This is a genomic window from Citrobacter sp. GW821-FHT02E08, from assembly GCF_059421685.1.
The window spans coordinates 52302-65860 of sequence record NZ_JBWKVL010000017.1 but is presented as its reverse complement, the minus strand read 5'-3'; the positions used below and the strand labels follow the sequence as shown (position 1 = coordinate 65860).

Genomic DNA, 13559 nt, shown 5'->3' with positions numbered 1-13559 from the left:
CGGCGCAACGGGAGAATGTTGTTACTTCTGAATCAAATAACGAATCGTTGGGCCATCCTGCTGAATATCCAGCACCGTATAGCCGTGATTTTGCGCATCTAATGGAATGTTATTAATGGATTGCGGGCAATCGCTGACCACTTCCAGTATTTCCCCTTTTTTCAGTTGCGGCATGGCTTCCAGCGTGGCAACTGCCGGATAAGGACACGGTTCGCCGACCATATCGAGGCGATAATCCGGTACGATCTCTTTCATACAGATTCCTTAGCAGGCGTCAGCCCGGCACGACGGAAGAAACGTTTTTCCCAGCCAATGATCAGCATCAGGGCGGCAAACAGCAGCAGGTAAGTGACCAACAATCCGCCCAACGGACCAAAGGTGTTGAGTAAGTTCACTTTATCCCAGCTGGTAGCCAGCGCGGGAGCGAAGTCATCCCAGTAATATGCCAGCAGGGTAGAGCCTATCACGTTGCCTAACCCGACCCACCAGTAGTGGACCTGGCCTTCGACCGCACGGTACATCCAGCCGGTTTCGCAACCGCCTGCCAGTACGATGCCAAAGCCAAACAGTAGACCACCGATAACTGCGTTCGGACCCGCCCACATGATCTTCGCCTCTACGCCTAACTGCACGTAGCTGAAGATGCCGATGGCGCTGACCGCCATACCGAAGATGATCGCTTTCGCCATATGGGTACGTCCGGTGATCCACAGATCGCGAAACGCCGAGGTGAAACAGATTTGCGCGCGTTCAATCAACAGACCGAATCCGACGCCGAACAGCATCGCCAGCCCCAGTTTCGGTTTATCCATTGCCGTCAGCAGCGCCCATCCGATCATCCCGATAAAGACCAGCATGCCCAGACGGAAGCGGCGACGCGCCTGATCCGGCTTTTGCGTCAACGGAGAAGCCGCAGAGACTTTCTGCATTTTCACCGGGATACGAAAAATGGGCAGCAGGGTGAATCGGGCACCGAACCAGGAACCTATCGCCGTGGCCAGTGCAAAGAACCAGGCGTGCAGGGAAAACTGCGGAATGCCGGTGAAGAATGCGGCCAGGTTACAGCCCATTGCCAGGCGGGCACCGAAGCCGGCGATGATTCCGCCTATAATTGCTTGCATGATGCGAATACGGCTGCGGGGCATGCGCAATTTGACGTTGTTGGCCCACAGCGCTGCGGCAAAACAGCCGCCGAACATGCCGAGGATCATCATGCCGTCGATGCGGGTCAGGGGAGAGCCTTCCAGATGAATGATTTTGTAGTAACCCCACTCTTCGGCGTGAACGCCAAACAGTTGCAGGACTTGACCGCCCCAACGGGTAAATTCTCCCGTCACCGCCCAGAAGGTGCCGGTGATGCCGAAATAATAGGTGGAGAGAATACCTGCTGCGATGACCGCAGGGGCCGGGGCCCAGAATTTAATCAGATAAGTGTGTTTGAAGTGGTGCCAGGACATACTTTTTAGCCTCTGAACTCAGAAGGAATATAAAGAAGTGCGGATAGTACACCGAACAGATTTTTTTCCCACGACTAAAAAGAAGTAATACCGATGGGATCAAAGTACACCGTGTTCCCGGAAAGGCTGGCGACATCAGGGCTTTAATGCCACAATCCCATTTTCTTCGCATGCAGGATGAATGATGAAAAAATTAGCAATCGTTGGTGCACTACTGGTTCTTGCCGGGTGTGCCGAGGTGGAAAATTATAACGATGTGGTGAAGACGCCAGCGCCAGCCGGTCTGGAAGGCTACTGGCAGTCGAAGGGACCGCAGCGCAAGATGATGAGCCCGGAAGCCATTGCCAGCCTGGTGGTGACAAAAGAGGGCGATACGCTGGATTGCCGCCAGTGGCAGCGTGTGATTGCCGTGCCGGGTAAACTGACTATGTTTTCGGGCGAGCTGACCAACGTGACGAGCAAACGTGAGATCTACCCGATTGAACGTACCGGGAGCACGCTGACGTATGATGGCATGACGCTGCAACGCGTGGATCGTCCGACCGCTGAGTGCGCCGAGGAATTACAAAAATCGCCCCTGGCGACGCCGTTGCCCTGACAGGCAAACCCCGGCGGTATCGTGCTGCCGGGGTGGTGTTTTATAAGGCCTCTTCAATCACCCACACGCTGACGCTTCCCCCGTTGCAGTAAAACGTCGCTTCACCGTTTTCATCGGTGAGCACTCTTTCCTCGCGGTTTCCAAGAAAATCACGCCAGGTTTTATTGCCGTAATTCGCGCCTAAGGTGATCGTCTTCTCGCCATCGTCGCCATTCGAGAGCACCACCACACATCCCGGGTCTTCCTGGGTTCCGCTACGGCTGAACGCGATACAGTTAGGGTGATCAAACCAGAGCGTCTGGATGCCGTGGGCGAAACGCTGACGGGCGAGAATCAGCTCATCGAGTTGTTCAATGACCGGCATATCAATGGGGTAAATTTCCCCGTCGCCGCCCTCGTCTTCATAGTGGGCACCGTATAAGTCGGGATAGAAAACAGACGGTACGCCGTTTTCCCGTAGCAGGATCAGCGCATAGGCCAGCGGCTTAAACCACGGTTCGACGGGGGCTTCCAGCGCCTGTAAGGGCTGAGTGTCGTGGTTGGCGACCAGCGTCACGGCGTGAAACGGATCGGCTTCGACCAGCGTTCCGGTAAAAATCTGGCTCATGTCGTACTCGCGCCCCTGACGCGACGCTTCGTGAAACTTCATCTGCAAAGGGGCGTCGAACAGCATGGTTTTCCCGTCAACCTGGTTGATATAGGTTTGCAGTTTGTCCACCTCATGGGACCAGTATTCCGCGACGATAAAAAGTGGTTTTGGCGCTACTTCCTGGACGTGCTCGATCCACTCTTTGTAAAACCAGGCGGGAATGTGTTTGACGGCGTCCAGGCGGAAGCCATCGCAATGGGTTTGTTCCATCACCCAGCGCGCCCAGTATTTGATCTCTTCTGTTACCGCGTGATTGCGAAAGTCGATATTTTCGCCCATCAGATAGTCGAAGTTACCCAGTTCGTCATCGACCTGGTCGTTCCAGCCTTCGCCGGTGTAGTCGTTGACGATTTTAAAAATGCCGTCTTCGGTGGGGTTTTCGATATGGTCGATGCCGCTAAAACATTTGAAGTCCCAGATGAACTGCGAATACTGACCGGCGCGGGCAGGGAAGGTGTAGCGCGTCCAGCCTTCACATTCGATGATCTCGTCATCAATCTGCGTGCGGTCCTGCTCGTTGACGCGCTGTACGCGGATGGCTTCTTTCTCATCCGCCCCCATTTTGTGGTTGACCACCACATCCAGCAGGACGGCAATGTCATTGTGCTTGAGCGCATCAATCGCGCCCAAAAGCTGGGCTTTGTCGCCGTATTTGGTGGCAATAGTACCTTTTTGATCAAACTCACCGAGATCGAACATGTCGTAGGAGTCATAACCCACGGAATAACCGCCAGAAGCGCCTTTGTAGGCCGGGGGCAGCCAGACCATATTGATCCCGATATCGTTGAGTCCGCCCGCGCGTTCAGCCAGTTCAAGCCAGAGCTTGCCGCCCTCAGGGTAATACCAGTGGAAGTACTGCAATAACGTGGGGTTTTTCATCTTCCGTGCTCCAGAAGTCGTTTAGCCGACTTCTGGAGTATGGAAGATAATTGATACTAAGCGGGATTTTATTGTGGCGCGGCAGGGGCGTCGGGAACCAGCAGCATGCCTGAGAGACGACCATAGGCATGGTTGAGCGATTGCTGGCGCGTCGACTGGCCGATCAGGTTGCTCAGCTCATCCAGGCGCTGTTGCAGCAGGACTTTCAGACGCTGTTCGTTATCCAGCGTCTGTTTGATATAGCCCGCAATCAGCTCCTGCACACTTCGCGTAATCCCCGGTGGAGTTTGTGTTTCCACAACCGTTTCAATGCTTTGTAGATAGGAAACTTCCTGTTCCAGTAACAGATCCCATTCACCCCGCTGCGCAAGTTCCAGCAGCGATTGACTGAGCAGCGCAATGCGCTGCCAACGGTTGATAAACTCCACGGCTAAGGTCATTAACGAGACTCCTGGGAAGATACTTTCGGTGAGATCTGCTTCCAGGCTTCTGCAATATTGCCGAGTAACCCTTCCACTTCTTCAATGGCCTGACTGTCATTACGTAAGTTTGCTTGCAGCAAACGGCGGATCATATAGTCGTACAGTGACGACAAATTGGTGGCGACGTCACCGCCGTTCTCCTCATCCAGCCCGGCTTTAAGCCCATTATCGATAATGTTGATGGCTTTGCTTAATGCTTCGCCTTTGGCGACAGTGTCGCCCTGTTGCATAAACAAGCGCGCACGCACCAGGGCGCTGTTGGCGCCGTCAAACAACATTTCGATCAGCTGATGCGGGCTGGCACTCATTACGGCGCTTTCCACGCCGATTTGTGCATAGGCTTTTGTACCGCTGGCGGTATACATGGTTACCTCGTGTTATCAGGAGCTGCTCATGGCAGAAAACTGCTGGCCCAGGTAGTTACTTGTGCCATTGAGTTTGCTCATCATGGTATCCAGCTGCGTAAACTGCGCCTTATAGCGGGCGACGGTGTCGTCGATACTGGCGCTTACCGCAAGATACTGTTTGGTCAGCTTTTTCAATGTCGCATTAATACTGTCCTCGGCGCTGTCGATAATGCCGTCATCGGCGAGGTAGGCTTTCACTTCGGTGGCAATTTTGGTGGTAATACCGGTTTCTTTACCGTCACCGACCAGCAACTGGCGCGTTGCCGTCGTATTCTCTTTTAGCGCTTTATCCAGCTTCTCGTCGTCAATCTTCAGCTTGCCGGTTGTCCCGTCAGTGGTAATGCCGATTTCACTTAGGGTTTTGAACGGGCCGTCGCTGCCGCTGTTGGTAAACTGCGCGCGAATACCGGTCTGGATTGTACGTACCACGCTGTCGCCAATCAGCGCACCGTTGCTCTGATCCTGCGCTTCCGTGCCCGGGTCCACTTCGGTGTATTTCGTCAGGGAGGTAAAGGTATCCATCAGCGAGTTGTACGCATCCACCCAACCTTTAATCGCTTCTGTCGCTTTATCATTACTTTTAGTGACGGTAAGGCGTGCGTCAGTCACCTCTTTGGTCAGATTGAGCGTGACGCCCTGCGGCGCATCGGTGATGGTGTTGCTCGGGCGTTCAATATCAATACCGTTAACGGTCAATTGCGCATTCTGCGCGCTGACCAGCTGTTTCATATTGCCGGTGCCCGTTGTGCTGTCGTAGGCCAGCAAATCGTTAAGCTTGCTGTCGCCTTCCACGGAAACGGTCATTTGATTCTCGGTACCGGTGTCGGACGTCAGCACCAGTTGATAATCGCCTTCTTTTACTTTAACGATGCTCGCGGAAACACCGCTGTCGGCATCGTTAATCGCATCACGAATACCTTCCAAAGAGGTCTGGTCTTTCGTGAGTTTAATTTCCAGCGGCTCTTTGCGGCCTTTTTGTTCAATTTTGAGGGTGCGGCTTTCTGCGGAAGTATCGCCCAGCGCATCTTTAGTTGAACTGATATCAATACTGGTACTTAACGATTGCGCCTGCGCCAGCTTATTGACGCTGATGGTGTAGATGCCAGGTGCTGCGCCTGCGGTGGTGGTGGCGGTCAGGTCTTCGGTGCTACTGGTCACGGTGGTGCTCTTAAACAGATCGGCATTATTCAGCGTGGTATTGGCGGTCTGGAATTTTTCCAGCGCGCTTTTCAGCGTGCCATACGCCGTCAGGCGCGCAGTGTTCGCGCTCTGCTGTTGCGTGATCGGCGTTAAACGTCCTTTTTCTGCAGTGGTCAGGTTCGTCAACAATGCATCCAGCGGTAAATTTGAGCCGACGCCCAGTGATGAAATCGAAGCCATGCCTTATTCCTTGTGATTGCAAACAGTAGTTAACCGCGTTATCGGCAATCTGTTGGCAAAGTTTAATAATAGTTTTAGGAAAATAATGCGCGGAATAATGGTGAATAAAGAGGGTATTTCGTGGACTAAAAAAAAGAGGGCAGAAATTAAAAATTTTCTAAAGTTCGAATTTAAGGTGCCGATACAAGGGTTACGGTAAGAAACCGTGGGCAACAGAACAGCCCAATAAACATCAAGTTGTAATTGATAAGGAAAAGATCATGGCACAAGTCATTAATACAAACAGCCTGTCGCTGTTGACCCAGAATAACCTGAACAAATCTCAGTCTACTCTGAGCTCCGCTATTGAGCGTCTGTCTTCCGGTCTGCGTATCAACAGCGCGAAAGACGATGCGGCTGGCCAGGCGATCGCTAACCGTTTCACCTCTAACATCAAAGGTCTGACTCAGGCTTCCCGTAACGCTAACGACGGTATCTCCATTGCGCAGACCACCGAAGGCGCGCTGAACGAAATCAACAACAACCTGCAGCGTGTACGTGAACTGACAGTTCAGGCAACTAACGGTACTAACTCCGACAGCGACCTGACCTCCATCCAGAACGAAATCACCCAGCGCTTGAGCGAAATCGACCGCGTATCCGGTCAGACTCAGTTCAACGGCGTGAAAGTCCTGGCTCAGGACAACACCCTGAAAATCCAGGTTGGCGCAAACGACGGCGAAACCATCGATATCGATCTGAAAAAAATCGATACCCAGAGCCTGGGTGTTGCTGACTTCCGTGTGAACGGCGCGCAGAAAGCGACCGGCAGCGACCTGATCTCCAAATTTGGTGCGACCGGTACTGATAACTACACTGCAATGGTTAGCGATGGTACCAAAAAACCTGGTGATGCAGACTATTCTGCTGAATCTAAAAACATTACTGTAGATGTTAAAACTCAGAATGTTATGGATAATGGTAAGGCACTGTATGTAAGCGCTACAGATGGAAGCCTGATCGATACCGCTACTGTTGATAACACGAAGTCTGCTTCATATATTAAGGCCGGTTCCACGGCTCCTGATGCGAAGGCATCTGGTCTTGCTGCATTGGGTGCCAGCGCTAAAGTTGGTGACAAATTCAGCTTTGATGGTATGGAATTTACCAAAACGGTTGATGGTACTAACCCAGAAAATGGTAATGGTACATTTACTGCGAAAGTTGATGGCAAAACGGTTACCTTCACAGTCGATTCTTCTACTGACGCAACAGGTAAAGATGCTGTAGTTAAAACAGACGTTGATTTGTATACCTCCCAGTCTGGTGCTTTAACGACGAATGCAACTACCGCAAACAAAGCCGCTACGGTCACTGATCTGCAGAACGCGAATGCAACCAAAACCGGCAGCACCCTGAAAGCAAGCGGCGCTACCTATGATGTTGATGTTGATGGCAACGTAACCAATGGTACAGGTACTGACAAGAAAACCATGTACATCACTACCGGCACCAACGGTAGCCCGAAACTGGTTAACGAAGACGTTGCAAAAGCAAGCACCAGCACTGAAGATCCGCTGGCCGTTATTGACAGCGCGCTGGCACAGGTTGACGCACTGCGTTCTGACCTCGGTGCGGTACAGAACCGTTTCGATTCTACCATCACCAACCTCGGCAACACCGTTAACAACCTGACTTCTGCTCGTAGCCGTATCGAAGATGCTGACTACGCGACTGAAGTGTCCAACATGTCCAAAGCACAGATCCTGCAACAGGCGGGTACCTCTGTTCTGGCACAGGCCAACCAGGTTCCGCAGAACGTTCTGTCTCTGCTGCGTTAATTCACACTTTTCGCGCAAACCCCGCTTCGGCGGGGTTTTTTACGCCCGTCATTTACCCGTAACCCCCAAATAACCCCTCATTTCACCCACTATTCATCCGATTAAAACCCCTGCAGAAACGGATAATCATGCCGATAACTCATTTAACGCAGGGCTGTTTATCGTGAATTCACTGTATACCGCTGAAGGTGTAATGGATAAACACTCGCTGTGGCAGCGTTATGTACCGCTGGTGCGTCACGAAGCATTGCGCCTTCAGGTGCGATTGCCCGCGAGCGTGGAACTGGACGACCTGCTACAGGCGGGCGGCATCGGGTTATTAAATGCAGTTGACCGATATGATGCTCTGCAAGGAACGGCATTTACCACTTACGCAGTGCAGCGTATTCGTGGAGCGATGCTGGATGAACTACGCAGCCGGGATTGGGTGCCGCGTAGCGTCCGACGCAATGCTCGCGAAGTGGCGCAGGCGATGGGGCAACTGGAACAGGAATTAGGGCGTAACGCGACGGAAACTGAAGTGGCGGAGCGTCTGGCAATTCCTGTGCAAGAGTATCGTCAGATGTTGCTCGATACCAATAACAGCCAGCTCTTCTCCTATGACGAGTGGCGGGAAGAGCATGGCGATAGCGTTGAGCTGGTGACTGAAGAACATCAGCAGGAAAACCCGTTACAACAACTTCTTGAAAGCAATTTACGCCAGCGCGTGATGGATGCCATTGAGGCACTGCCGGAACGTGAACAACTGGTGTTGACGCTCTATTACCAGGAAGAGCTCAATCTCAAAGAGATTGGCGCTGTCCTGGAGGTTGGCGAGTCACGGGTGAGTCAGTTGCACAGTCAGGCGATCAAACGTCTACGCACCAAGCTGGGTAAGTTATAGGCGGCGGTTATCGCGCCGCCGAAAAATGCCGCACAACGAATTGACTACCAGGAGTTCTCATGACGGTGCAGCAATCTAAAAGACGGCCACTAAGCCGCTACCTCAAGGATTTTAAACACAGCCAGACGCATTGCGCGCATTGCCACAAACTGCTCGACAGGATCACGCTGGTTCGTCGTGGGCAGATTGTGAACAAAATTGCCATTTCCAGACTGGATTCGCTGTTTGATGACGCCGCCTGGCAGCAGGAGCAAAAAGAGTGGGTCGCCCTGTGCCGTTTTTGCGGTGATCTGCACTGCAAAGAGCAGAGCGACTTTTTCGACATCATCGGCTTTAAACAATTTTTGTTTGAGCAGACCGAAATGAGTCATGGCACGGTGCGCGAATACGTCGTCCGCCTGCGCCGACTCGGCAATCATCTCACGGAACAAAACATTACCCACGATGTGGTGCAGGACGGTTTTCTTGATGAAAGCCTGTCTCCCTGGTTACCCGAAACTAGCACCAATAACTATCGGATCGCGCTGCGCAAGTATGAACAATACAAAGCGCATGCCGTCCCTGGACAGATGCAGAATTCCTGCTGTTCCGCGACTTCTGATATATATTAAAAAAGCATAAGATGTAGCGGAGTCGTTTTTGTGATTAACGGCAAACCCTCTACACTACCGTGATAAATAACAACTTTCGGGGTAACTATGAATTTAGCACTTCTGGGACGTCAGGCTCTGATGGGTGTGATGGCTGTTGCACTCGTTGCCGGAATGAGCGTGAAGACTTTTGCAGATGAAGGTCTGTTAAATAAAGTGAAAGAGCGCGGTACGTTGCTGGTGGGACTGGAAGGGACATATCCTCCGTTCAGTTTTCAGGGCGATGACGGTAAGTTGACCGGTTTTGAAGTGGAGTTTGCGCAGGAGTTGGCGAAACATCTGGGGGTTAAAGCCGAGCTGAAACCGACCAAATGGGACGGTATGCTGGCATCGCTGGATTCCAAACGTATTGATGTCGTCATTAATCAGGTGACCATCTCCGACGAACGTAAGAAGAAATACGACTTCTCTACCCCGTATACCGTTTCGGGTATCCAGGCGCTGGTGAAAAAAGGCAATGAAGGCAGCATTAAAACTGCGGCTGACCTGAAAGGTAAGAAAGTGGGTGTGGGTCTGGGAACCAACTACGAAGAGTGGTTGCGCCAGAACGTTGAAGGTGTCGACATCCGCACTTACGATGATGACCCGACCAAATATCAGGATCTGCGCGTGGGGCGTATCGACGCTATCCTGGTGGATCGCCTGGCGGCGCTGGATCTGGTGAAGAAAACCAAAGACACGCTGGCGGTGACCGGTGAAGCGTTCTCCCGTCAGGAATCGGGCGTTGCGCTGCGTAAAGGTAACGAGGATTTGCTGAAAGCGGTGGACGCGGCGATTGCCGATATGCAGAAAGATGGTTCGCTGAAAGCGCTGTCTGAAAAATGGTTTGGTGCAGATGTGACGAAATAATCGTCAACAATGCAAAAAAAAAGGCGCTTTCACGGGCGCCTTTTTTATTTCATCCGAATGAACGTGCATAATAAAAAGAACATCACAACACAATAAACATCGGAGGCTACATGCCACTGCATAATTTAACGCGCTTTCCTCGCCTGGAATTTATCGGCGCGCCAACGCCGCTCGAATACCTGCCGCGTTTTTCTGACTATCTGGGTCGCGATATTTTCATCAAACGGGATGACGTCACGCCAATGGCGATGGGCGGCAATAAACTGCGTAAGCTGGAGTTCCTGGCGGCGGATGCGCTTCGCGAAGGGGCGGATACGCTGATCACGGCAGGTGCGATTCAGTCTAACCATGTCCGCCAGACGGCGGCGGTGGCGGCAAAACTGGGATTGCACTGCATTGCGTTGCTGGAAAATCCCATTGGCACCACGGCGGAAAATTATCTGACTAACGGTAACCGCCTGCTGCTCGATCTGTTCAATGTTCAAATCGAAATGTGCGCCGCCTTGAACGACCCGGAAGCACAACTCCATGAGCTGGCAACCCGCGTTGAAGCACAAGGATTTCGCCCTTATGTGATACCGGTTGGCGGCTCCAACGCCCTGGGCGCATTGGGTTATGTGGAAAGCGCACTGGAAATTGCCCAGCAGTGTGAAGGCGCGGTACAACTTTCTTCCGTGGTGGTGGCGTCAGGCAGCGCCGGGACGCATGCGGGGCTGGCGGTGGGGCTGGAACAACTGATGCCGGAGGTTGACCTGGTAGGGGTGACCGTTTCGCGTAAAGTTGCCGACCAGCAGCCTAAAGTGGTCGCCCTGCAACAGGCGATTGCCAAAGAATTAGAGCTGACCGCGTCGGCGGAGATCCTGCTGTGGGATGACTATTTTGCGCCGGGCTACGGTATGCCGAATGATGAGGGGATGGAGGCGGTAAAACTGCTGGCGCGTCTGGAAGGCATTTTGCTGGATCCTGTTTATACGGGGAAAGCGATGGCGGGTCTGATTGATGGCATCAGCCAGAAACGCTTCAAAGACGAAGGGCCAATTCTGTTTATTCATACCGGTGGCGCACCTGCGTTGTTTGCCTACCATCCTCACGTATAACAACCAGGTCGAAAAACGCGAATGCAAGAAAGTATCCAACTGGTGATTGATTCTCTGCCGTATCTGCTCAAAGGGGCGGTGTTCACGCTGCAACTGAGTATTGGCGGGATGTTTTTTGGTCTGCTGCTGGGATTTATTCTGGCGCTGATGCGTATGTCGCCGCTGTTGCCTGTCCGGTGGCTGGCACGCTTTTATATCTCTATTTTCCGGGGGACGCCGCTGATCGCCCAACTGTTTATGATCTACTACGGTCTGCCGCAGTTTGGTATTGAGCTGGACCCCATCCCGGCGGCGATGATCGGTTTGTCGCTCAATACGGCTGCGTACACCTCTGAAACGCTGCGTGCGGCGATCTCCTCCATTGACAAAGGTCAGTGGGAGGCGGCGGCGAGTATCGGCATGACGCCGTGGCAAACGCTGCGCCGCGCCATCTTACCACAGGCTGCCCGTGTGGCTTTGCCGCCGCTGAGCAACAGTTTTATCAGCCTGGTGAAAGATACCTCGCTGGCGGCGACGATTCAGGTGCCAGAACTGTTCCGTCAGGCGCAGTTGATCACGTCGCGTACGCTGGAAGTCTTCACCATGTATCTGGCCGCCTCGTTGATCTACTGGGTGATGGCGACGGTGCTATCGGCATTGCAGAACTACTTTGAAGACCAGCTTAACCGCCAGGAGAAAGATCCGAAATGAGTGCCATCGAAGTCAAAAACCTGGTGAAAAAATTCCATGGGCAGACGGTGCTGCACGGCATCGATCTCGAGGTCAAACCGGGTGAGGTTGTCGCCATTATTGGGCCGAGCGGTTCGGGCAAAACCACCTTACTGCGCAGCATCAATCTTCTGGAAGTGCCGGAAGCCGGCACGATCAAAGTGGGGGATATCACCATTGATACCGCCCGCTCCTTAAATCAGCAGAAGGGATTGATTCGCCAGTTGCGTCAACATGTGGGTTTTGTATTCCAGAACTTCAATTTGTTTCCGCATCGTACGGTGGTGGAGAACATCATTGAAGGTCCGGTGATTGTCAAAGGTGAATCAAAAGCGGAAGCAACGGCCCGTGCGCATGAGCTGCTGGCAAAGGTAGGGCTGACCGGGAAGGAGACCAGCTACCCGCGGCGCTTATCCGGCGGGCAGCAGCAACGTGTGGCGATCGCGCGTGCGCTGGCCATGCGCCCGGAGGTCATTTTGTTTGATGAACCGACCTCTGCGCTCGATCCTGAGCTGGTGGGGGAGGTACTCAATACTATCCGCCAGCTGGCACAGGAAAAACGGACCATGGTGATTGTGACGCACGAGATGAGTTTCGCCCGTGATGTGGCTGACCGGGCGATATTCATGGATCAGGGACGAATTGTGGAACAGGGTCCTGCAAAATCGTTATTTAGCCATCCGCAGCACCCACGCACTCGCCAGTTTCTTGAGAAGTTTCTGATGAAATAAATGGTCTTGCGATACTCGCCCGAAATAATCCTCTTCTGGGCGAGTATATTTGAATAAATATGACGCCATCCCGCCTGGTTAATGCATTTTCACCCTGATATTGATAAGTGTATTGAAATAAAATTCAAGTAATCCTCTTCCTGACCGATATTTTATTCATATAAACTCCATTTATGTGGTAGCGTGTTTACTCATTTAAAATGATAATCAATCTCAGAGGTGGTATCCCCTGATATGCAGGAAAATGATTTCTTCACCTGGCGACGGAGTATGCTGATACGCTTTCAGGAAATGGCGACGGCAGAAGATGTTTATCGGGAATTACAGCACCAGACGTGTCAACTGGAGTTCGATTATTACGCATTATGCGTTCGTCATCCGGTCCCGTTTACACGACCAAAAATCTCTCTTCAAACGACATATCCTCAGGCGTGGATTACCCACTATCAGTCTGAAAACTATTTTGCTATTGACCCGGTGCTGAAACCGGAAAACTTCAAACAGGGTCATTTACCCTGGAATGACGCATTATTCAGTGATACCCAGACATTGTGGGATGCGGCACGCTCCCACGGTTTACGAAAGGGGATCACCCAGTGCTGTATGCTGCCAAATCGTGCGCTGGGGTTCCTGTCCGTCTCACGGTCGAACGTTCGCAATGTGTCCTTTGCCTCAGATGAAGTTGAGCTAAAACTGCAGCTACTGGTGCGTGAGAGCCTCTCCGTGCTTTCGCGGCTGGAAAATGACATGGTCACGACGCCGGAGATGCGTTTTAGCAAGCGAGAAAAGGAAATCTTAAAGTGGACGGCTGAAGGGAAAACGTCGTCTGAAATCGCCATGATCCTGTCGATTTCGGAGAACACCGTCAATTTTCATCAGAAGAATATGCAAAAGAAGTTTAACGCGCCGAATAAGACGCAGATTGCCTGCTATGCTGCGGCTATCGGTTTGATTTGAATGTAATTTTTG

At 52.3% G+C, this 13559-nt stretch carries 15 protein-coding genes; 9 read left to right on the top strand and 6 right to left on the bottom strand.

The genetic code is table 11. The features are described from left to right. Positions 1–21: 21 nt before the first annotated feature. Together yedF and yedE are read right to left on the bottom strand one after the other, a co-directional pair. On the bottom strand, positions 22–255 hold the full coding sequence (yedF, locus tag AC07UY_RS18805) for a sulfurtransferase-like selenium metabolism protein YedF (RefSeq protein WP_192612583.1): 234 nt from the start codon (positions 253–255) through the stop codon (positions 22–24). Further along, the gene (gene yedE / locus AC07UY_RS18800) at positions 252–1457 is read right to left on the bottom strand and encodes a selenium metabolism membrane protein YedE/FdhT (RefSeq protein WP_494701745.1); all 1206 of its coding nucleotides are present in this window, start codon (positions 1455–1457) and stop codon (positions 252–254) included. The genes yedF and yedE overlap by 4 nt, the downstream gene beginning before the upstream one ends. A 184-nt stretch (positions 1458–1641) precedes the next feature. On the opposite strand from yedE, the gene yedD reads away from it, so the two are divergent. Continuing rightward, positions 1642–2055 carry a lipoprotein YedD gene (gene yedD / locus AC07UY_RS18795; protein WP_494701762.1) on the top strand — a complete coding sequence of 138 codons (414 nt, stop codon included), beginning with the start codon at positions 1642–1644 and terminating at the stop codon, positions 2053–2055. 40 nt (positions 2056–2095) lie between these two features. Here the strand turns inward: yedD and amyA are convergent, their stop codons facing one another. The 4 genes from amyA to fliD all read right to left on the bottom strand — a co-directional run bounded on the left by amyA (position 2096) and on the right by fliD (position 5852). Then, positions 2096–3583 (bottom strand): alpha-amylase, encoded by a 1488-nt coding sequence (gene amyA, locus AC07UY_RS18790; RefSeq protein ID WP_494701744.1) that lies wholly within the window; start codon positions 3581–3583, stop codon positions 2096–2098. Between the two features lie 68 nt (positions 3584–3651). After that, positions 3652–4023 (bottom strand): flagella biosynthesis regulatory protein FliT, encoded by a 372-nt coding sequence (gene fliT, locus AC07UY_RS18785; protein ID WP_203360843.1) that lies wholly within the window; start codon positions 4021–4023, stop codon positions 3652–3654. After that, on the bottom strand, positions 4023–4430 hold the full coding sequence (gene fliS, locus AC07UY_RS18780; RefSeq protein ID WP_162383270.1) for a flagellar export chaperone FliS: 408 nt from the start codon (positions 4428–4430) through the stop codon (positions 4023–4025). Before fliS ends, fliT begins: the two co-directional genes overlap by 1 nt. Positions 4431–4445: 15 nt before the next feature. Further along, positions 4446–5852 carry a flagellar filament capping protein FliD gene (fliD, locus tag AC07UY_RS18775; RefSeq protein WP_494701743.1) on the bottom strand — a complete coding sequence of 469 codons (1407 nt, stop codon included), beginning with the start codon at positions 5850–5852 and terminating at the stop codon, positions 4446–4448. Positions 5853–6112: 260 nt separating this feature from the next. On the opposite strand from fliD, the gene AC07UY_RS18770 reads away from it, so the two are divergent. The 8 genes from AC07UY_RS18770 (at position 6113) to sdiA (ending at position 13547) form a co-directional block, all read left to right on the top strand. Then, positions 6113–7672, top strand: coding sequence for a flagellin N-terminal helical domain-containing protein (locus AC07UY_RS18770; protein ID WP_494701742.1), 1560 nt, complete (start codon positions 6113–6115; stop codon positions 7670–7672). 163 nt (positions 7673–7835) lie between these two features. Beyond that, entirely contained in the window at positions 7836–8555 is a 720-nt protein-coding gene (locus tag AC07UY_RS18765) for an RNA polymerase sigma factor FliA (protein WP_192612575.1), read from the top strand. Positions 8556–8614: 59 nt separating this feature from the next. Continuing rightward, a complete protein-coding gene (gene fliZ, locus AC07UY_RS18760) occupies positions 8615–9166 on the top strand; it encodes a flagella biosynthesis regulatory protein FliZ (RefSeq protein WP_203360846.1) in 552 nt (183 codons plus the stop codon). Between the two features lie 87 nt (positions 9167–9253). Further along, positions 9254–10054, top strand: a complete 801-nt coding sequence (tcyJ, locus tag AC07UY_RS18755) for a cystine ABC transporter substrate-binding protein (RefSeq protein ID WP_494701741.1) — start codon at positions 9254–9256, stop codon at positions 10052–10054. Between the two features lie 110 nt (positions 10055–10164). Beyond that, entirely contained in the window at positions 10165–11151 is a 987-nt protein-coding gene (gene dcyD, locus AC07UY_RS18750; RefSeq protein ID WP_203360847.1) for a D-cysteine desulfhydrase, read from the top strand. Positions 11152–11172: 21 nt separating this feature from the next. Beyond that, positions 11173–11841 (top strand): cystine ABC transporter permease, encoded by a 669-nt coding sequence (gene tcyL / locus AC07UY_RS18745; RefSeq protein ID WP_192612571.1) that lies wholly within the window; start codon positions 11173–11175, stop codon positions 11839–11841. After that, on the top strand, positions 11838–12590 hold the full coding sequence (gene tcyN, locus AC07UY_RS18740) for an L-cystine ABC transporter ATP-binding protein TcyN (RefSeq protein WP_203360848.1): 753 nt from the start codon (positions 11838–11840) through the stop codon (positions 12588–12590). Before tcyL ends, tcyN begins: the two co-directional genes overlap by 4 nt. Before the next feature lie 234 nt (positions 12591–12824). Beyond that, complete coding sequence (gene sdiA / locus AC07UY_RS18735; RefSeq protein ID WP_494701740.1) at positions 12825–13547, top strand: quorum-sensing transcriptional regulator SdiA; 723 nt, start codon at positions 12825–12827, stop codon at positions 13545–13547. Positions 13548–13559: the final 12 nt, after the last annotated feature.

Excerpts from the sequence above, each read along its gene's own strand:
- yedF (WP_192612583.1), bottom strand. The coding sequence starts at position 255 with ATGAAAGAGATCGTACCGGATTATCGCCTCGATATGGTCGGCGAACCG.
- tcyJ (WP_494701741.1), top strand. The coding sequence starts at position 9,254 with ATGAATTTAGCACTTCTGGGACGTCAGGCTCTGATGGGTGTGATGGCT.
- dcyD (WP_203360847.1), top strand. The coding sequence starts at position 10,165 with ATGCCACTGCATAATTTAACGCGCTTTCCTCGCCTGGAATTTATCGGC.
- yedE (WP_494701745.1), bottom strand. The coding sequence starts at position 1,457 with ATGTCCTGGCACCACTTCAAACACACTTATCTGATTAAATTCTGGGCC.
- sdiA (WP_494701740.1), top strand. The coding sequence starts at position 12,825 with ATGCAGGAAAATGATTTCTTCACCTGGCGACGGAGTATGCTGATACGC.
- fliS (WP_162383270.1), bottom strand. The coding sequence starts at position 4,430 with ATGTATACCGCCAGCGGTACAAAAGCCTATGCACAAATCGGCGTGGAA.
- fliT (WP_203360843.1), bottom strand. The coding sequence starts at position 4,023 with ATGACCTTAGCCGTGGAGTTTATCAACCGTTGGCAGCGCATTGCGCTG.
- yedD (WP_494701762.1), top strand. The coding sequence starts at position 1,642 with ATGAAAAAATTAGCAATCGTTGGTGCACTACTGGTTCTTGCCGGGTGT.
- tcyL (WP_192612571.1), top strand. The coding sequence starts at position 11,173 with ATGCAAGAAAGTATCCAACTGGTGATTGATTCTCTGCCGTATCTGCTC.
- amyA (WP_494701744.1), bottom strand. The coding sequence starts at position 3,583 with ATGAAAAACCCCACGTTATTGCAGTACTTCCACTGGTATTACCCTGAG.
- fliD (WP_494701743.1), bottom strand. The coding sequence starts at position 5,852 with ATGGCTTCGATTTCATCACTGGGCGTCGGCTCAAATTTACCGCTGGAT.
- fliZ (WP_203360846.1), top strand. The coding sequence starts at position 8,615 with ATGACGGTGCAGCAATCTAAAAGACGGCCACTAAGCCGCTACCTCAAG.
- tcyN (WP_203360848.1), top strand. The coding sequence starts at position 11,838 with ATGAGTGCCATCGAAGTCAAAAACCTGGTGAAAAAATTCCATGGGCAG.
- AC07UY_RS18770 (WP_494701742.1), top strand. The coding sequence starts at position 6,113 with ATGGCACAAGTCATTAATACAAACAGCCTGTCGCTGTTGACCCAGAAT.